General features: G+C 50.9%; 17 protein-coding genes. 10 read left to right on the top strand and 7 right to left on the bottom strand.

What is annotated here, in order from left to right; genetic code table 11:
* Positions 1–143: 143 nt before the first annotated feature.
* The 3 genes from ACWHYD_RS19095 to ACWHYD_RS19085 all read right to left on the bottom strand — a co-directional run bounded on the left by ACWHYD_RS19095 (position 144) and on the right by ACWHYD_RS19085 (position 3545).
* The gene (locus ACWHYD_RS19095; protein WP_447963596.1) at positions 144–770 is read right to left on the bottom strand and encodes a transglycosylase SLT domain-containing protein; all 627 of its coding nucleotides are present in this window, start codon (positions 768–770) and stop codon (positions 144–146) included.
* A 611-nt stretch (positions 771–1381) separates the two neighbouring features.
* Complete coding sequence (locus tag ACWHYD_RS19090) at positions 1382–2281, bottom strand: glycosyltransferase (protein ID WP_447963595.1); 900 nt, start codon at positions 2279–2281, stop codon at positions 1382–1384.
* A 10-nt stretch (positions 2282–2291) separates the two neighbouring features.
* A complete protein-coding gene (locus tag ACWHYD_RS19085) occupies positions 2292–3545 on the bottom strand; it encodes a glycosyltransferase (protein ID WP_447963594.1) in 1254 nt (417 codons plus the stop codon).
* Positions 3546–3840: 295 nt separating this feature from the next.
* On the opposite strand from ACWHYD_RS19085, the gene ACWHYD_RS19080 reads away from it, so the two are divergent.
* Positions 3841–5439 carry an alkaline phosphatase family protein gene (locus ACWHYD_RS19080; protein WP_447963593.1) on the top strand — a complete coding sequence of 533 codons (1599 nt, stop codon included), beginning with the start codon at positions 3841–3843 and terminating at the stop codon, positions 5437–5439.
* Between the two features lie 202 nt (positions 5440–5641).
* The gene (gene hpt, locus ACWHYD_RS19075; protein ID WP_447963592.1) at positions 5642–6187 is read left to right on the top strand and encodes a hypoxanthine phosphoribosyltransferase; all 546 of its coding nucleotides are present in this window, start codon (positions 5642–5644) and stop codon (positions 6185–6187) included.
* Positions 6188–6308: 121 nt separating this feature from the next.
* On the opposite strand, the gene ACWHYD_RS19070 is transcribed toward hpt, so the two are convergent.
* Both ACWHYD_RS19070 and ACWHYD_RS19065 read right to left on the bottom strand, forming a co-directional pair.
* Positions 6309–7343, bottom strand: coding sequence for an adenosine deaminase (locus tag ACWHYD_RS19070; protein WP_447963591.1), 1035 nt, complete (start codon positions 7341–7343; stop codon positions 6309–6311).
* A gap of 244 nt (positions 7344–7587) precedes the next feature.
* Entirely contained in the window at positions 7588–7989 is a 402-nt protein-coding gene (locus ACWHYD_RS19065) for a hypothetical protein (protein ID WP_447963590.1), read from the bottom strand.
* A gap of 379 nt (positions 7990–8368) precedes the next feature.
* On the opposite strand from ACWHYD_RS19065, the gene ACWHYD_RS19060 reads away from it, so the two are divergent.
* From ACWHYD_RS19060 to ACWHYD_RS19040, 5 genes are all read left to right on the top strand, one after another.
* Complete coding sequence (locus ACWHYD_RS19060; protein ID WP_447963589.1) at positions 8369–8575, top strand: type II toxin-antitoxin system HicB family antitoxin; 207 nt, start codon at positions 8369–8371, stop codon at positions 8573–8575.
* Entirely contained in the window at positions 8559–8837 is a 279-nt protein-coding gene (locus ACWHYD_RS19055; RefSeq protein ID WP_447963588.1) for a type II toxin-antitoxin system HicA family toxin, read from the top strand. Before ACWHYD_RS19060 ends, ACWHYD_RS19055 begins: the two co-directional genes overlap by 17 nt.
* A 21-nt stretch (positions 8838–8858) precedes the next feature.
* Complete coding sequence (locus ACWHYD_RS19050; protein WP_447963587.1) at positions 8859–9074, top strand: addiction module protein; 216 nt, start codon at positions 8859–8861, stop codon at positions 9072–9074.
* Complete coding sequence (locus ACWHYD_RS19045) at positions 9071–9373, top strand: type II toxin-antitoxin system RelE/ParE family toxin (protein WP_447963586.1); 303 nt, start codon at positions 9071–9073, stop codon at positions 9371–9373. The genes ACWHYD_RS19050 and ACWHYD_RS19045 overlap by 4 nt, the downstream gene beginning before the upstream one ends.
* A gap of 98 nt (positions 9374–9471) precedes the next feature.
* Complete coding sequence (locus ACWHYD_RS19040) at positions 9472–9753, top strand: hypothetical protein (RefSeq protein WP_447963585.1); 282 nt, start codon at positions 9472–9474, stop codon at positions 9751–9753.
* Positions 9754–9767: 14 nt separating this feature from the next.
* On the opposite strand, the gene ACWHYD_RS19035 is transcribed toward ACWHYD_RS19040, so the two are convergent.
* Together ACWHYD_RS19035 and ACWHYD_RS19030 are read right to left on the bottom strand one after the other, a co-directional pair.
* On the bottom strand, positions 9768–13199 hold the full coding sequence (locus tag ACWHYD_RS19035) for a GH36-type glycosyl hydrolase domain-containing protein (RefSeq protein WP_447963584.1): 3432 nt from the start codon (positions 13197–13199) through the stop codon (positions 9768–9770).
* A 157-nt stretch (positions 13200–13356) separates the two neighbouring features.
* Positions 13357–13593 carry a hypothetical protein gene (locus ACWHYD_RS19030; RefSeq protein ID WP_447963583.1) on the bottom strand — a complete coding sequence of 79 codons (237 nt, stop codon included), beginning with the start codon at positions 13591–13593 and terminating at the stop codon, positions 13357–13359.
* 574 nt (positions 13594–14167) lie between these two features.
* Here ACWHYD_RS19030 and ACWHYD_RS19025 point away from each other — a divergent pair.
* The 3 genes from ACWHYD_RS19025 to ACWHYD_RS19015 all read left to right on the top strand — a co-directional run bounded on the left by ACWHYD_RS19025 (position 14168) and on the right by ACWHYD_RS19015 (position 18150).
* Positions 14168–15868 carry a SulP family inorganic anion transporter gene (locus ACWHYD_RS19025; RefSeq protein WP_447963582.1) on the top strand — a complete coding sequence of 567 codons (1701 nt, stop codon included), beginning with the start codon at positions 14168–14170 and terminating at the stop codon, positions 15866–15868.
* Positions 15869–15958: 90 nt separating this feature from the next.
* Positions 15959–16996 (top strand): GAF domain-containing protein, encoded by a 1038-nt coding sequence (locus ACWHYD_RS19020; RefSeq protein ID WP_447963581.1) that lies wholly within the window; start codon positions 15959–15961, stop codon positions 16994–16996.
* A gap of 425 nt (positions 16997–17421) precedes the next feature.
* Positions 17422–18150, top strand: coding sequence for a hypothetical protein (locus ACWHYD_RS19015; protein WP_447963580.1), 729 nt, complete (start codon positions 17422–17424; stop codon positions 18148–18150).
* Positions 18151–18395: the final 245 nt, after the last annotated feature.

Below are 18395 nucleotides of genomic sequence, written 5' to 3'. Positions count from 1 at the left end.
GTGAAGGACTGCTATCTGACGCTCTATCTACAAGTTCGAAAAGTGTGGATCAGCAATAAGAAACCTCAGTAACTGGATTTTGATCAATTCGTTGGCGAAACCAGGATTATGGAAACTTATTACTCTGATCGGAAGCTTCAGCATCAACTGCAGAATGGCCAGAACTGATACCAGTGTCGACACCTGAACCGATGTTCGCATTGGCGTAACTGAGCGCCATACTCCTTGGCTTGCCAATCCACACGATTAGCAATGTGCACGACCTTCGGTTTTCTCTTGTAGCTTCCCCGCGCATAGCCTCCACGACCTTCATGGTAAGCCAGGTACAGGTGCTTGGGATCCCATTTGGAAATGCCAAGCTCTCTGCTGCTTTTGTGGTTGTACCAGCCGATGAAGTCCAGGGCGTCCTCCATAGTTGACCGGCTTTGGAAGAACCCGCCGGTCTCATCCTCATATTCCTCCCATGTCTCATCTTTAGCCTGGGCATAGCCCTCCGCTGACGATTGGCGTCCGAGAGGAATGAAAAGAAACCAATCCCATGGGGGCATCGCATCGTGGCGAAACGACGACTCCTGTTTCACGAAGGCCATGAGAATGTGGGGCGGCGTACCCCACCTGTCCTGAGATTCTTTGGCCGCATCGTACCATTCGGGGTATTGATCGAAAATTGTGCAAAGATTCTCCTGATGTTTAGGGGGCATTGCCGCGCATCCCGCCAACAGTGCGATGGCCATCGCCAGCAGACCAGGGATTCCCTTCGCCTTCATCATGTGGTTGCCCGGAATTCCAATGGATATTGTTACCTTAGAAGGTGCATGTCGAATGCCACAGGGCTTTTCGACGAGTCAGCGGGTGATTCTTCGGTGTTGTTGCAACATTCACAAACGCTGATATCTGTGAGAGATCGTTTGCAAGTGGCATGAAAACTTTCCAGAAATTACACTGCCCGCCTAAATCATCGGTTCAGCGCCCTTCATCTGATTCTTGCATGAGCAATAAACGCATGGGGCTCCCAGCCCCGAGTATATCAATGGTAACAACATTTTTCCGTAGCGGGTTTGAGTGTTTTTTATACCTTCTTTCCGCGCATGTACCCTTTTCAATTAATTTTACCCTGGTGATGCTATTTCTTTTGGTGCGAAGTTTTAGAAATCGAGGAGGGAAGGGGAGACAATTGAAAAGGATAAGGAGGATTGGTGGACCGGTTGGCCGAACCAGACGAATTGACAGGAGGGGCTTCGTGTGGCGTTAGGATTAATTTATGGTTGAAAGCCTTGGTTGTGAACCACATTCCCCAAAAATTTAATGGAATGGGTAGAAAATCTTCTTGTAACTGTTCTGTTCAAAATCATCAGGCAGCCATCCATCCATCCATGTTTCATTATTCAACTGGATCTTTCTCCTCCCTGGCAAGGCTGATTGCACCCAGGTTCCAGTAAGCAAGGCCGATTCCGAGATACAGAATGAACATCATGGATTCCATCCAAGAGTACTGCCGGGTACGGACGACATTGCGAAACACCTGCAGCCGTTCCTTATTACTTAACGGTTCTTGCTCCACAATAAGTCGATGGCTTCTTCTGCTACGTCCATAAATGAAAAACTTTTGGTACAGATTCTTTGGGGTTTCAATTTCCAAATGCCGGACTCGAATCTGTGGGCAATACCGAACGACCTCACAAGAATACTTATTGACAGATTGTCGAACAAAGACCGTGTCGCTTCCCCTGGCTCGCTCTACGAAGGGACCCAGCTCGTCAAACAGGTGTTTTTTTACGGCCATATTGTTCGTATGCCCGTAATAGAGTTCTTTTTTTCTGCTATGGAACACGTAATGATGTTTTTCATCCTCGTACGCTGCAAACATCGACAGAACCAGAGAGTCCCCGCCATATTCTCTCTGACCGAGAACAATGCTGAGGTTTGGTTGTTCCATTGCCATCATGATGTTTTGCAACCAATCGTGAGCGGGGACACAATCCGCATCGATAAAGGCCAGGATTTCGCCCTTCGCTTCCTGTAGCCCTCGATTCCTCGCCGCATACGCGCCTTGTTTCGGTTCTGTCAGCAATCGAATGCCGGGATATTGTCTCACCGTTTCAGCAGAGGAATCCGTAGAGTTATTATCGATCAGGATCAGTTCGTAGGCCTCCCGTGGGAAGCTTTGCTGAAGTAATCCTTCGACACATCTCTGGATATACCGTTCGGAATTATAAAAGGGTACGATGACGGAGACCTGGATCATGATTGGACCATGCGCGACAGTCTTTGCAAGGGACATGCCCTTGTCGTTACTCGCATTGTCCCTTCTGTTGACCGCATTTTTGAGACTGGTTCATATGACGAAGCATCAAGGTTACCGTCGTCCGTATGTCATGGTGTTTTTCGACCAAGGCGCGAGCCTGTTGGACCAGGCGATTTCGAAGAGCCTGGTCTTCCCCAAGCTGCATAATTACTGCAGCCAAGGCATGTGGATCATTGGAAGGCACCAATTTACCTGTTTCTCCATCCCGCACGAGCTCTGATATGCCTCCAATGGGGCAACTGATCACGGGGCGTCCGACGGCCATGGCCTCCATAAAAACAGTCGGGATCCCATCCATATTCCCTGTGCCATCTTTACGGCATGGCATGACAATAAGATGACTCTTTGTCATTTGCTCCAACACTTCGTTCTGTGTGATGGGACCGCCAAGTGAAACCTTGTCAAGTAAGCCCAAATCGGAAATTTGCTGCTCCAACATTGGTTTTAACGGGCCATTACCAAATAAGCGCAAATAAAATTTGAGGTTTTTCTCACACAGCACCTTGCAGGCATCAAGGAGCGTATCCAAGCCTTTCTTTTCAACAAAGCTGGCCACGCATAAAAGCTGAAGAACTCCATGGTGAGGAGGAGCAGGTCTCTGAGTAAATAATGTCAAGGGGATTCCCACATGAACAAGGTGTATGTGGGGACAATCAGGTGCCATCCGGCGGAGGAGGCGAATCCCATCTTCGCTTATGCCAAACACCTGGGTTGCATGGCGAATCTTCCATCTGAGCGTGTCGTTACGCAGTTGAAGCGAGGTGCAGTAAATATCGTAAGCATGGGCGGTGAATGAGAAAGGAATCTCACTGACACGTCCCGCTATACCGGCGCAGGTGGCTGACCGGGTGGCAAACGGTGCATGGATCCGGTCTACGTTCATCTTTTCCAGGCGCCATGCCGTGGCCAGAGCTTTGGGGGTCCATATGGCATTACTGATATGCGCATAAGGGTTTAGCCCTGCAGCCCAATGAAGGGCAGCAAGAGTTTTCAAGACGCGCCAGGGACGCTTCAGGAGCATCAAAAGGGCTAAGCCTACGACATGGAGGTCAAACGGAGAGTCAGGCAGGACGGCTTCAGGTTTCACATGCTCAGCTTTTCCATAATGAGTAGGAGAGGGCCCGCCTGAATAAAGAGGCGCCAGAATTATTTGATGGCCTGCACGCTGAATCTCTACCATTTCATTGATCGTAAAGGTCGTGACCCATGAGCAGGAATCAATAACGTATGCCAATCGCATCGCAACCCTACCTACCTTCCATTGGCTAATAGAGAAATCCGTTTTAGCTGCCCTGGCGAGAAACTACCAGCGTCTTCCCGGTACCCCAATACTTTACGGTCCATTCCACACGCAGGCTTCTACTATTATCCAGGAATGGTTTGATATTTCGCATTTTTTCAATTAATGTCTTTAGGCCGTCTCGGTCAGACGAGCGGGAACTGAACCATCGTATTGAAAATTTTGTGACAACTTCAAACCTCTTCTCATTGCATGGTGTAGAAATTCCGCGGTTGAATTTCTGAGGAGTAATCCGTTGGAAAAAGCCCAAAAAGTTGTATTGCTGGGTATTGATGCGGGATCGAGAGATTTATTAAAACGATGGGCGCAAGATGGAACCCTGCCGACCCTGCAAGCCCTCTTCGCAAAAAGTTTGGTGGGAGCCACCACGAGCACCCCAGGGCTTTTTGTCGGTTCGACGTGGCCCACATGGTATACCGGCGTCAACCCGGGTAAGCACGGAATTCATTCCCTACACCAGCTTCAGCCAGGAACGTATGAGCTGCATCCCACGTATGCAGGAGAAAGCGTTAAACGTGAACCTTTCTGGAACCATCTAAGCCGGGCAGGGCGAAGGGTAGCCATCCTTGATATTCCTCTGACTGCCCTGTCGCACAATCTCAACGGGATTCAATTGGTTGAATATGGCGCCCACGATGCACATTCCGGATTTATGACATGGCCACCCTCGCTGGCTGCTGAGGTGGAACAACGCTTTGGTTCACCGTGCTCTCATCCTATCCAGGGAGACTGTGATGCAAAACGGGATGCGGCTGGAGTCGCGGCCTTTCGGGATACTCTTATCAATGGGGTCGCCAGAAAGACTGCGGTCACGAAACATTTTTTGCAACAAGATAATTGGGATTTGTTTGCCCAGGTTTTCACCGAAAGTCACTGTATTGGTCATCAGTACTGGCATGTACACGATCCCACCCATCAATGGCATGATGCGGATCTTGCCAGGATCGTTGGGGATCCGATCAAGGATGTTTATAAAGCCATCGACACGGCCATTGGAGAAATTCTCAAGGATATTGACGAAGAAACCACGGTGATCGTTTTTGTCAGCCATGGTATGGGGCAGACGAATATTCCATATGGATTCATGGAGAAATTCCTGCTTCAGTTAAAGGTGGCTGTGCCGCCAAGAATACCGGCGAACAATGTCACAGGCTCTCTTCTTCAACGAAGATCACTCGCCTTCCTGTACCGAATGTGGCAGAAGATCCCATCGAGCGTGCAGAAATTTCTTGCGCCCATAATATATCCCCTTTCTCATAAACTGTCCGCAGACTCTGGCCCACTTGTGGATCGAGCGGCGAGCAAGTGCTTTTCCATTCATGACACGCCTTCCCATGCCGGGATCAGAGTGAATCTGGTTGGCCGGGAACCCGAAGGCAAGGTCCAGCCGGGGCCGGACTATCAACAATTTTGTATGGAGCTCGAAAAGGATTTGTTAGGGATCATCAACGTCAAGACAGGAAAGCCGGTGATCCAGCGAATTATTCGCACAGCCGATCATTATTCCGGTGAGAACCTTGCTCATCTGCCCGACCTCCTGGTGGAATGGTATGAAGAAGATCCAATTCCTGCGGTTTTTTCAGAAAAATTCGGGAAAATCTCGACAAATTTCTGGCATCCCCGTACAGGGCATCACCGAGCGGGGGGCATGTTCCTGGCCTTCGGACCATCTATTCAACCGGGAACTGTCGATCGAACGGTGTCCCTTATGGATTATGCCCCCACGATTGCACAGTTGCTCAATGTCTCCCTTCCTGATGTTGATGGCCAGCCGATTGAGGAACTTCTAATGCCCATTCCCACTCCCCAAGCATCTTCCCGCCGAGACGCCTGAATACAACGCCATAGCGCAAAGAAATGTTCTTCCATCTCGCAGTCTCGACCTCCTGTTTCGGACTTCTTGGGCAGCCAAGGGTACGTTTGTCTGAGTGGCTCGGTCCCAGGTGGTTAACGGGTAGGTTTTTCCCCTTCTGTGCTTGCCGTGACTGTGTAAAATAGTCAAGAATTTCAGCACACGAATTGATAGAAGGGACTTCATGCTTCCCCATTCTGTTCTGATTGATGAGAAAACTATTGAGACGCGGGTTGGCGAATTAGCCAAACTAATCGCAACCGATCTGCCAACTCGAAAGCCCATCCTGCTTGGCTTGCTGACAGGGAGCTTTGTTTTCTTGGCTGATCTCGTGCGACACCTTTCACACCATGGTATCGAGCCACAAGTCGAATTTTTAAAGGTTTCACACTATGGTGAGACCAATGAGGCCAGCGGGGCAGTCAGCTTTCTGAGGGAGGAACTCCCTCAAATCACCGATGAAGTGGTATTGGTTGTCGATGATATTTTCGATTCGGGGTTCTCGTTGCACGCGGTGCATGAACATCTGAAACAACAGCACCCGGCCTGGGTGCGTTTCTGTACTCTCTTGGATAAGCCAAGCCGTCATCAGGTGGCTCTCAGGGTCGATTACGTTGGATTTGAGATTCCGGATGTCTGGGTAATCGGGTATGGCTTGGACCTAGGAGGTGCAGGTCGGGCTTTACCCTATTTAGCGGCAGTTGAACGGGAAAGGCGAGAATCCCAATGAAATTGATCTCACTGAGAAACGACAGCTCTGAAAATGAGTCCCGCCCAGTAGGAAAAGATCCAAACGATCAGAACTGAACTCCTAATACGCAGTCCGTCGGAGAAAACCCCAATGGGGGATATTAAAAATGGGAATGCTGCAGCCTTGTGGCATGGTCCTGAATTTCACCAATGAGTTTTTCCTTTTCTGTGTCTGACAGGAAGCTGGCCTTCACGGCATTCTTCGCCAATTGAAGGATATCGCCTGGCTGGAGATTGAGCGCGCGCTGAGCGGCAAGATAATTATCGGTAATGTACCCACCAAAGTAGGCGGGATCATCGGAATGGATCGACACGCATAAGCCTCGTTGGAGAAGTACCTGTAAATTATGATGATCCAGTGAGGGGAACACTTTGAGTTTCACATTTGAGAGAGGGCACACCGTGAGAGGAATTTGGGTGTGAACCAGATGCTGAACGAGGGATTCATCCTCAATACAACGAATGCCGTGGTCGATGCGGACGACTTTGAGTAGCTCGAGGGCCTGCCAAATATATTCCGGAGGGCCTTCCTCCCCGGCATGAGCCACGGTCAGCAATCCTTCGGTCCGTGCGTGATCGAAGACGTCCTGAAAAAGATCGGGTGGACGCCCCTTCTCGGAAGAATCCAGCCCCACGGCCGACACCCAGTCTCGATAATCCAGGATCATTTCCAGAGTCTGCCTGGCAGAATCGGGAGGGAGATCGCGAAGGAAACAGGGGATCAGTTTGGAGGAGATCTGCAATTCGGTGCGAGCCTGTTCGAGTGCGGCGTGAATACCTGAAATGACGGTGTGAAGGGCTATCCCACGGTTCATATGCGCCTGGGGATCAAAAAAGATTTCCACGTGGCGGACATGTTCCTTCACCACGCGTGTGAGGTAGGCCCAGGTCAGATCAAAAAAATCACGTTCCTGTCGTAAAACCTGCGAGCCTTCATAGTAAATATTTAAGAAGGACTGCAGATCTTGAAAGTTGTAAGCCCGCTTCAGCTCCTCACTTGTCGCAAAGGGAAGGGAGAGGCCGTTACGCTTCGCGAGATCGAACATCAACTCGGGTTCAAGCGTCCCTTCAATATGGAGGTGAAGTTCGACTTTGGGAAGATCGACAATCCATTGTTCGAGTTTGTTCTGATTCATGGATTAACCTGTAATTGGGGCGTGGTCCATTCGGGAAAATGATTTTCCCAAATTACCACACATCATTGGAACTCAAAAGGTCTTTTCAGTTAAGGGTTTTGGGAAATTTTCGGATCGGAATGACAGATCCTTGAGCTATTCCATCCTGGCCATGAGATCAGGAATTTTTAAAAGAAGGGGTTGTAGATGTGGCAAGACTGGATGGGTTTTTTGACCCTCTGAGAGTTCGACAAAACCTGCTTGGTCATTGTCCTTCGACTTGAGTGGGGGGAGCCATTTGACTGTTGTACCCGGACCCGGGTTGATAGTGGATTTCTCCGCGGTCTAATGCTCCTTGGTAGCCACCGGAATATTGCCATTCCTCCAGAAGGGGACCCCCATATTCCGTCACGTAGGGAGCTTGAGCTTTCCGTTGAATGTAGGTCGGCCCTCCGTAATCATAGTCAAAGGTACTATAGCCATTATACTGGGGGTTGGGAACGTATTCGTACCCTGGCTGCGGCGGATTATAGCCGGGAGGGGCATAGCCCTGCAGGGGAACTATGGGAGATTGTTGCGTGTTGGGGGAGGTCGTGTCTGTCGCTTGGCCAACGCCCCAATCGAGCAACAAGACACAGGTCATTAAGAGAGGAGCTGTACTCGGCAAGGAGAAAGACTGCAAAAATCTTTTCACCACCATGATGTTCCTTAATCAATAAGGTAAAAAATGGTTCCTCCGAAACAAATTGAACATGCGGACTGCTAAAAAAAATCGCATACTGAGTGAGGTGAAGTCAACGACATAAAAAGACGGGATGCCGGTTGTTGTACCAGTCATTTCCACCCCAAGTCTTGTAGTTCTGTCGGACTCCCAATGTGTGGCCCATCAAACAATAGTTGGTGCCAGGTCTATTGTTGACGAATAACTCATCATTGTGGGTACTTGATATAGCCTAGGCTGATGAGAATGTGTTTGGGGCGGTCAAAATTTGCTTTTTATTTCGGGATGTCGGATATATATTATATTAGTGGCAGGGAGTAAATCGATGAAATTCATCATAACGATTACACGAGATGAAGAAGGTGTGTATATTGCCGACTACCCCACCATTCCAGGCTCCATGAGTCAGGGCAAAACCGAAAAAGAAGCCCAGGAAAATATTCATGAGGCCATCAAAGAGTGCCTGGAGGTGCGATCAGAGAAAGGGATGCTGTTGACTGTGACAAGGCGTGAGATTGAAGTCACAGTGTAATGCCACCGGTCCCTGTTCTCCTGCTGCCGTTGTCAAAGCCTTTAAAAAACTGGGATGGGAGGTCGCCCGTCAACGCGGGAGCCATGTTATTATGACCAAACCCGGCCAGCTCGCAACTCTTTCCATCCCTGACCATTCTGAAGTCGCGCGAGGAACTCAGTATACGTGGCTCGAACCAAGTGGCCTGCGTCCCCCAGCTCAAGCGTGGGCTTCGGTAGGCGCCAGGGTAGCTTGTGGTCGCCAGTACCTGGCACATTTTTGAGTATTGTGCTATTTTCAAGTCATGAAAATCACTGCTACTGATGCCCTTGAATTGTCAGTTCCGGAACGTATTCAACTGGTTACAGAAATCTGGGACAGCATCGCCGAATGTCCAGAGCAGATCGAACTGACTGATGCCACACGGCAGCTCCTCCGAAAACGGCTGGCTGCCTATCGGGCGAATCCAGGCGCTGGATCGCCGTGGGAAGACGTTAAACGCCGCATTTTGAACGGATGAGCGGCAAGCTCATCGTTACCAAGGAGGCGGAGGTAGACATTCTTCACGGCTACCTCTCCTATGAGGAAAAGCAGGACGGTCTTGGCAGGCGATTTTTGGACGAAATTAAACTTGCCTGCGACCGAATTCTACCGAATCCATTTCTGTATCAGGAAGTAGAGCCGCACATCCGAAGGGCGGTCATACACAAGTTTCCCTACCTTTTGTTCTACACTTTTGACGAACAGACCGTACAGGTACTCGCGGTCATCCATGGCTATCAGGACCCGACCTACATCAACCAGCGACTTGGTGCCTAACCACCGCGACGAAGCGACGGCGCATCGGCGGGCCGTGAGACGGCGACACTCTTAGAGTGCTCAAAGTGCGAACCGCTTTGCAGCAAGATTCTATGTGGTTGCTAACTCGCGGAAGGATGCTCCTGATTCCCGACCAGAACGAAAATAGGCGCTGGGAGCTCGCTGACCAGGCGACGCTCTATGACGTAACGCACCTGGCGTGCCGTTCGGCGCGCTATACTCCAGCGACAGGGTACAAGACGTTTCCTCCGGCAAACGTGGGGAAGCCGGCGATTGCGGTGGCACCAGGCGGAATAATGCCTGCCATCGAGGGCTGCAGGAAGCAGGACTATGCGGGTCTCTTCGTGATCGCTGTGGCCGTGGCTGCCGACGGCCGGTGACGCAGGAAATCGCTTTAGCCTAAGCTGATAAGAATTCGATTGGGGCCGTCGGTCAGGAGGGGATAGACCACTGCGCGTGGGATTCGAACCCCACCGGGGCGGTAGGGATTATGGTCGCGTGTAAATCCCATTTCGTTTCCATTGATGGTGACGGTTTTCACCATCGCCAGAGCATCACCAACAATGGAGAAGATCACGGTGATGGGTTTTCCACCGATGGCAAAAGTAAAGTGTAATCCATCCAGTTGTGTTGGCAGGACGGGATCGATGACGACATCGTCATACGACAGTCTCAAGCCTAAAAAATTGCTGACGATTTGATTGATCAAGATACCGGGCCCGCTTGAGTAGATTCGCCAACCCCCTTTCACCTGAATCTTACCCGCCCGCAGCGCATCCCAAAGCTGTTCAGCCTCATACCGATCACGCACATCCGCATCCGAGCTACTGAAATAGGTATTGCTCTGCCGTGTGACCGCATTGGATACCTGGTCCTGAATAGTGATCGGTAGAATGTGCAGGATCGCGTCATAGGCTTTTTGTGGTTGTCCGATTTTGCACATCGCTTCGATATAGCGAATGTGGGCATGGACATATTGCAACCCGATCTCACGCCCGAAATGAGCCGACTCTTCAGCCCGGCGGAAAAGCACTCGCACCCCGCCTTGGTAGGACACCGGTTTATTCATGAGGCGGACACCGTCCGGAAAGGTTAGGTGGGACTCAATGAGCCGAAGGTGATCCTGCACTTGCTCAGGCGAAAATAACTCGCCAATCATGCTGCGGGTCATCGGCAACAGCCGGTAGTGAATCTTCGTGCGCGTATCGCTCGGGTGGATGATGGGTTCGATCCAGCCATCAGGGTGGCGATAGCCAAATCCGCTCACGACCTCGTCCGGGAGGAGATGATCATTGAAATCTGCTTTGATGCGTCGGGCCAACTGCAGCAGCCGTTGTTCATCGGTATGGAGCCCGGCCTGCCTGAAGGCGGTGCCCAATTGTTGAAACACTTGATAGGTTAAGGCGACCGTCCAGGTGCTGACCATATGCTCGCGCATGGCGGATTGAGCAGGTTGAAGGGTATCGTCCCAATCCCCCGCGCCGTAGGCTGATAGCGCCGTACCGGGGATAAAGCGGGATTCGATGGCGTCAATCGTGCGCTGAACATGGCGTAGCAGAGTCGATCGGGTGGAACTGCGAACAAACGTGGGTATCTCGGTATAGGGCAGCTCAATATCCAGGATTCTGAAATCATTGCTGGCTTCGAGATACATCGCCAGAGCTTTTAAGGGCCAAAGGATGATGTCACCATGGCTGTCCGGATGCTGGATGTTGGCGAACCGGTCAAACATAAACCACTGTGGCCAATCCGCCGTCTCCTCATATTGCTGGGCAAAGACCGTTAACAAGATCTGTTTCGCTTCAGTATGGTGTTGGGTGGCCAACAGGAGTTCGAGCGGGCCTTGGCAGACATCGCGGACACCCCATGCGGCACCGGAAAATTGTTCGAGACCATGGGGGATCGTGAGGTGCACCATGGCATTGTGGAGGTACCAGTAAAAGATGTCATTGAGTTTGTTGCACAGCGGATTCGTCTTAAGGAGTGAGAGGTGAAATTGTCTTCCGAGTGATTGCCAAAATGACCAGCCGGCCTGTTGGTCCTGCTGCAGATGAGCCGGCTGTGCTTGATATTTCTTACATAATGTCTTGGCCTGCTCGGCGTTAATGATGGAACCGGTGATCGCCAACGAAAACGTCTGCACCGGTTTAGTACGAAATGTAAGATAGGGGAGTCCACGGGACTGTTGATCGGTAAATAATTCTTCATCTGTGCCAATGTGCTCGACCTTGGTTGGCTCGGACGTCGTGATGTAGAAAACGGTATCCGGATATCGTTGAGCCATATCTGTACTGGCATGTGGTCTCAAGGTGGCCGTTGCGGTTTGGGCGTCAATATCGATATGGCCTTGATGATCCAGTTCATGGTTACCCAGAACCAGATTGCTGAGGATGACAAAAGTCTCGGCCTGATCGGACTCGATACTCACAAACGCGGCGGCGTCTTCTGGGCTGACCCAGGCATCGACCAGAATCCATCCCTGATCGGTTTTGTAGCGCCATCGGCAGGAGTGTAAGCCGATTTCATAACACGAGGGCATCCCGAGAACATGAAACGTGCCACCTCGCTTGATCAAAATGCGCAGGCCGCTCGTTTTGAAGATGTTGAAAGGCGTTCTCGTAATAGACAACAGTTTGTTAAACGACGTGTTGCCAATGGTGAGATGGGAGTGAAAGATACCGGCCATGTGCGTGGTGGAACTCAGCCCATCGTCCTGCGGAAGCATGGCGCTCCCGCTGCGTAAGATATGGCCGTGTTGGCGTTCGACGAGCTGCTCCTTGGCTTGTAACACCACATGGGTGGCATCCGCATAGAAAAACGACAACAACCTTCCGTCTTGGACTTCCTCATGGCGTCGTCGATCCGGGTAGAGGTTTTGGACCTCGTCGTCGGTTACATCCTGTCCGGTCAGCATCGTCAGGTTGTGCAGGATCGTGTCGGCGGCTGGTTGCGGCGTGAACACGCGAGGGCGTGGTTGATCTTGTAATCGTTCGATACGGGTTATCGCGGGAGAAATACGGTCGGCGTCAGCGGCTTGGGTGGGCTCTGGATGGTGTGGGACATATTCGGCGTAAAACGTGACCGATCGGGACTCGCCGGGAGCAATCCGTAGGATATCGGATTGCAGACCGCAGAATGCCATTTCGAATTGCTGTTTGACGCTCACGAGGCAATCCTGGGTGAGTCCCACCGGAATATTGCTGTGTTTATACGACAGACCAAAAAAGGCCAGACCATCTGTCACGAAGCCTCTGGTATGGGTGGTACATCCCTGCATCAACCAGGGATGGTGATCTCCGCAGGCTTGATTCTGGCGTGAACAGACGACGGGTCCGTAAGTGTCGTGGGTCAGAACAGAATGATCAATGTAGTGGCTGCCATACGCTTCGTTGTTCCGGATCGCTCCTTCGTGGGCTAGGCCAATATCCTGGGTATAGATCACATCGCAGAGACGATCCGTCGGGGCCGTGTTCTGAATATCGATGGTCCAAAACCACAGCGTGCCTTTCGGGTGGAGCGTCAGTGAACAGGTATATGCCAGATCCTGCCAGTGTCCTTGCCATCTGGCCTGGTCTTGGGAGTAGGCGAAGGTACCGGGAGATGAGGGTCCGATCAGTGGAACAAAGGTGATCGAATCAGCTGTGCGGAGGCGTAGATACACATTGTTCAGTGAACCTTCAAGCGGGTTACCCAGTATCTGATTAATCATCACATCATCACACATCGCGCGGAACAGGCCGCCATTCTGAAAAAATTCAAAGACAAGTCCGCTTGAGTTGGCTAACTCAATGGTTTCAAGCTCATACCGTGATCGAAATGTCGACATGATGTCTCCCGATGGTTTTGTCGAAAACAGGTGTTCGAGACGAAAAGGATCGCACGGACCCTGAGGACCAGACGGCGAAGGCGTAGAATATCTCAGCGAGAGAGTACTTGTCCCCCAGCAATGTCTCCATCTACTTTTTTTGATCATCGTCATCACTTCAATCCCTGCTCACGTCCGATGGGCTGCGTGTAAGTTTTTGAAGCCGAGCATCGGTTGCGCCAACCTCTTGATGCGTGGATAGTCGCTGCTCGGCGATTTTGTTCAGGGATTGTAATTGACGGATCTTGAAACGTTTCTTTCTCTCTCGATTCAACTGGTTCAGGCCCACTTTGTTCGCAACACTCTGATCGATATTCACCAGACTCGGTTTGCCATTTTCATTGATGGCTTCCATCAAAAAGCGTAAAACGGCTTTTGTATCGTGTTTGTGTATATTGGGTGACCCAAAACCCGGGTGGAACCCCTTTCTCGGGGAAGGTCCGGCGTGGGTGATGGATGGATGGATCAAAACCTGTTGAGCACCCTGTTTGGATATTCGGGCTCAATGAAGTAAGGAATATGAATGTGCAAGGGAACCGCGATTATTGGGAATATCCCAATATTTCAACGCGGAGGATGTCATTTTGAGGACACGATGGTATTCCGGCTACATGCGCATCCTTACCTTTTCCCCTGGCAAAAAAGCCTCCTGAATATTGTTTCGTGCAGGGGGCCAAGCGACTCCGCGTCGTCATATCGTCCTCCCTCCATCGTGTTTTCCTGAAATCGGACATCGTTCCCATCATTCCCCAAGCCTGCTTTGGGTTTAAAACATTTGGCTCATAGCCTATACTATCGCGTCGTTGGCTGCTGTCACGCGAAACACATATACAGGCTGGCAAGGCTCCGGACGACTTTCAAACAACGCGGCTTTCAAACAACGCATGGGTGTAGGACTGAAGTCCTGACCGGATGATCTCAGATTTCCTATGACATACGCAGTGCAGGAATCAAAATTTAATTTTCTTCATGTGAAGGGGGATATTCTCGGCGGTCTGACCGCTGGAGTGGTGACCTTACCTTTGGCCCTGGCCTTTGGCCTTCAATCCGGACTGGGAGCGGTGTCCGGGCTGTATTGTGCAATCCTGCTGGGAGCCATTGCCATTCTCTTTGGCGGCACGCGCACGCTCATCAGTACTCCAACCGGCCCCATGACGGTGGTCGCCGCCCTGACCATTTCTCAAGCCATCAGTTTCTCGGGGAGCTTGGAATTGGCCATGGGGACGATTATCGGAATATTCATCCTGGCGGGTGTGGTGCAAATCGCCTTTGGACTCCTCAAAATCGGCGGGAATATCAAATATATCCCCTATCCCGTGCTCTCCGGCTTTATGACCGGCATTGGCATTATTCTGATCTTATTTGAAGTGTTTCCGTTAATGGGCTTGTCGGCTCCCTCTACCATCTATGGAGTGTTCACCGGGGGGGCGCAGGCTTTGCGGGACATGAATCTTCATGCGCTTGGTCTTGGGGCGCTGACCCTGGTGATTCTGTATGCGGCCCCGAAGGTCAGTACCACCATTCCGGCGGCGCTGATGGCCTTGTTGGTTGGAACCTTTGTCGCATTGGCGACGGGTTTTTCTGTTCCACTCATTGGGGAGGTGGCTCAAGGGTTGCCGACCCTCCAACTCGAATCGTTATGGCATGTGAATGTTTCTCAACCATCTTTTATCATCAGCGCGGCCTTCACCCTTGGAGCGTTGGGATGCATTGACACTCTCTTGACGGCTGTCATTGTCGACAAAATTACGGAAACCAAGCATCAGAGTAATCGTGAATTAATTGGTCAGGGTATGGGTAATGTGGCATCGGCACTCTTTGGTGGATTACCCGGTGCGGGAACGACCATGTCGTCGATCGTCAATGTGAAGGCTGGAGGTCGTACACAGCTCGCCGGGGTGATTTCCAGTCTTTTTCTGCTGGCGGTGTTATTAGGCTTGGGGAAATATGTTCAATATGTGCCCATTCCCGTTCTGGCGGCCATTCTCATTACTGTCGGTTTAGACATCATCGACTATAAGGGCCTCAAAGAAGTGGTGAAAGTGGACCGGGCTGAAAGCGCCATCCTCTTTATTGTGTTGTTCCTGACCGTGTTTGTTGATTTGATCACCGCCGTCGGAGCAGGGATGACGCTTTCGGTCTTTATTTTCATGAAAAAAATGGGAGACATCGGAGAAGAAAAAATAGTTTTGTTTCCCCTTCGGTCGCTCAAAATTCGAAAACCCTGCGATCTGAGAGAAGAATTCGTCTTACCCCAGGATTATTTGGAGACGGTGTATATCAAAACGTTTACGGGGCCGATTTTCTTCGGCTTTTCTCATTTTTTAATCGATAACGTTAAACAATTGCCCTCAGTCAAGATTCTTATTTTTGAGATGAATCGCGTGCCGTATCTCGACCAATCCGCCGCGCATGCACTGGAATTAGTCTTTGAATACATGCAAAAGCGGGATATTCGAGTCCTATTGGCCAACATTAATCCCCAACCGCTGGAGATGCTCCGTGCGGTTGATCTGACGCCAAGACTCATTCCAGCACATCATATGTTTGATGATATTTTCGATTGCGTCCGATGGCTGGAGGAAGAGTTTGTGTCAGGCGAAACTCCTCTGAACCCACGGGTTATTTAAATCTAGAAAGTCGATTGGCAAAAAGGTGTCGGCAGAAAATGACCACGCTCACGAATCTCAATCACACTGTGGAGCCATCGTAGGTACCTTATGACCACACCCTCAATAAAAATTCCCGGTTTTTCGATCCCGACCATTGGCTATGTGGTCCTCATCGTCGGTGTTGCGCTGATCATCTCTCTTGTTGATGGCCTGTTTCCGTTGGGCGTGTCAATTAGTGAAGCCTATACGGTTTTGGTGTTATTGGGTTTCATGGCCAAAGATAAGCGGTTGATCTATGGCGGGGCCATTGCCGGGACGATTCTCACCTTGGAAGGGGCGTTTATTTCCGATCCTGGCGTGCCTCTATGGATAGGAGAAATCAATCGGGCGCTTTCTATTTTCGTCATATGGCTGGTTGCCGTGTTTGCCCTGGGACAATTGCGGTTTATGGAAGAGCAGAAAGAATCGGAAAAAATGAAAATGGCCTATGAACTCTTGAAACAGGAAACGACCTTTCTGAAATTAAATCAGGAGATTGCCGTCTTATCCAATACCAATGACCCTGTAGAAGATGCGTTAAAAGGTGCCATGAAAATCATTTGCGACTATACCGGGTGGCCGGTCGCACATCTTTATATCCGTGACGGCGATACGGATCTGTTGAGTCCCAGCAAGATTTGGGTTTTGAGGGAATGGGGGCAATTTGAAAGGTTTCGAGAGGTGACGGAAGCGACGAAATTTGGTCCTGGAGAGGGTTTGCCAGGTCGGGTGTTGGCTAGTGGAAAGGTGGCCTGGATTAAAAATGTGACGAAGGATCCCAATTTCCCTCGCGCCCGCCTGGCAAAGGAAATAGGCGTGAAGGCCGGTTTTGCGTTTCCGATCCTCATTGGACCGAAAGTGGTGGCGGTGATGGAGTTTTTCTCGGAAGAAGCGATGGAACCGAATGCCAAGCTCCTGGACGTTATGGAAATCATCGGCTATCTGCTGGGTCGCATCTTTGAACGAGACCACGCTGGGCTCAAGCGGGGCGAATATGAGGATCACTTGAGACGTCTCTACAGCCGCATCAAAGCGGTGCGAGAACTAGAAAACCTGCCGGGTGATCTCAAGAGAACCGCCGAGGGCATTCATGACGAATTACGATAGAAAGAAGGCCCAGTAGGGTGGGAACATGTGGCAACGATTGCATGACAAGAATAAAAGTAAGCGTCGAGACCGAAGTGTAAAAATTTTAATCCTAATGTTTCCGATGAATGGTTAGCTATGCAGTAGGAGAAAATTTTGGAAGCTCGTGAATGGTTTGAACGTGGCAACAAAGCAGAAGATCCAATTGACAGATGGACAAACGATTGCCTCCCATTGAACAACGTGTCTTCTGTCATTGGAAACAATGAGAGGAAAAAACCAGAAAATCTTTATTGAACCATTTTCAAAAGAGGATGCAAAAAAGACCTTCGACTAAAACGGCACACTCGCTGCATGAGTTTGCCAGCCGGTTATGGTGCGCGTTAGGCTGAATAGCCCACCCTATTCCTGAAGTGACTTGCCCGCCCGAGGAGGAAATTCAACATATGATTTCCAATCTTAGAATACTCAGAGTGCGAACCCCTTTACAGCGAAGTATTATTTGGTTGCCGACTTGCGGAACGATGCTCCTGATTGGCGGCGCATGCCTTGCGACGGCATTGCTCGTGATAATTGCCTCCGTGGGTCAGTCGGACGCCGCAGACAGAGGTCCGACGAAGTACCAGCGCATTTCGACGCAGTACATCGCTGCATTGGGTGATCCGGATGCAACTTTCGGGAACGGCGCGGAATCGTGGGGTCTCTGGCCTCTGGATCCAGGCCCTCGGGGAGTGAAGTTGACCAACTTGGAGCAGTTGGAGAAATCAGGAGGAGTTGCCCCGGCACGCTGGAAATTCGACCACACAGACTGGTGGCTGGAGGAACACGGCCTCATTATGGAGCAGCCGACATTTCCGATCCCTCCCGGCAAATATCTTGTCACGGGTGACCGCGAGGTCAAAACCGTGCTGACCATTCATCCGCCTGACAAGAAGGGAAATAGCCGCTGGGAGCTTGATGACCAGGCGACGCTCTATGACGTGACGCACTTGGCCTGCCGCTCCGCGCGCTATACACCGGCCTCCGGTGATGGTTCGTGTTCTCCGGCAAACGTGCAGAAGGCGGCGTTTCCGGTCACTCCAGGTGGGGCTATGCCTCCAGTCGAGGGCTGCCAGAAGCAAGACTATGCGGTTCTCATCGTAATCGCGGTGGCCGTGGAAGAAGACGGCCGGTGATGCCGGCAAGATTCGTTGCAGTCGGACAACCCACTCGCGACGCTTGCGGTCTGATGCGTTGCGTTATGTGGCGTGAGCTACACCCAACCTAGAGCAGGAGGAATGTGGGAGCCGTCTCGAACATGGACGAACGGTTTTTCTCGAGGAAAAGAGTAGAGCAGCTGATCCACAATCAGGGGGTCTGCGGAAGAAAAGTCCAACCGATAATGCGTTTATTGAAACGTCCAATAGCAGCTTCAGACTTG

The sequence above is a fragment of the Nitrospira sp. Ecomares 2.1 genome (genome assembly GCF_965152585.1).
Note: the sequence above shows the minus strand (reverse complement) of the source record. Positions and strands in the feature narration are given on the sequence as shown.

Bases quoted from the DNA above. Each gene is read 5' to 3' on its own strand.
- ACWHYD_RS19095 (WP_447963596.1), bottom strand. From the start codon at position 770: ATGATGAAGGCGAAGGGAATCCCTGGTCTGCTGGCGATGGCCATCGCA.
- ACWHYD_RS19090 (WP_447963595.1), bottom strand. From the start codon at position 2,281: ATGTCCCTTGCAAAGACTGTCGCGCATGGTCCAATCATGATCCAGGTC.
- ACWHYD_RS19085 (WP_447963594.1), bottom strand. From the start codon at position 3,545: ATGCGATTGGCATACGTTATTGATTCCTGCTCATGGGTCACGACCTTT.
- hpt (WP_447963592.1), top strand. From the start codon at position 5,642: ATGCTTCCCCATTCTGTTCTGATTGATGAGAAAACTATTGAGACGCGG.
- ACWHYD_RS19070 (WP_447963591.1), bottom strand. From the start codon at position 7,343: ATGAATCAGAACAAACTCGAACAATGGATTGTCGATCTTCCCAAAGTC.
- ACWHYD_RS19060 (WP_447963589.1), top strand. From the start codon at position 8,369: ATGAAATTCATCATAACGATTACACGAGATGAAGAAGGTGTGTATATT.
- ACWHYD_RS19050 (WP_447963587.1), top strand. From the start codon at position 8,859: ATGAAAATCACTGCTACTGATGCCCTTGAATTGTCAGTTCCGGAACGT.
- ACWHYD_RS19045 (WP_447963586.1), top strand. From the start codon at position 9,071: ATGAGCGGCAAGCTCATCGTTACCAAGGAGGCGGAGGTAGACATTCTT.
- ACWHYD_RS19035 (WP_447963584.1), bottom strand. From the start codon at position 13,199: ATGTCGACATTTCGATCACGGTATGAGCTTGAAACCATTGAGTTAGCC.
- ACWHYD_RS19030 (WP_447963583.1), bottom strand. From the start codon at position 13,593: ATGGAAGCCATCAATGAAAATGGCAAACCGAGTCTGGTGAATATCGAT.
- ACWHYD_RS19025 (WP_447963582.1), top strand. From the start codon at position 14,168: ATGACATACGCAGTGCAGGAATCAAAATTTAATTTTCTTCATGTGAAG.
- ACWHYD_RS19020 (WP_447963581.1), top strand. From the start codon at position 15,959: ATGACCACACCCTCAATAAAAATTCCCGGTTTTTCGATCCCGACCATT.
- ACWHYD_RS19015 (WP_447963580.1), top strand. From the start codon at position 17,422: ATGATTTCCAATCTTAGAATACTCAGAGTGCGAACCCCTTTACAGCGA.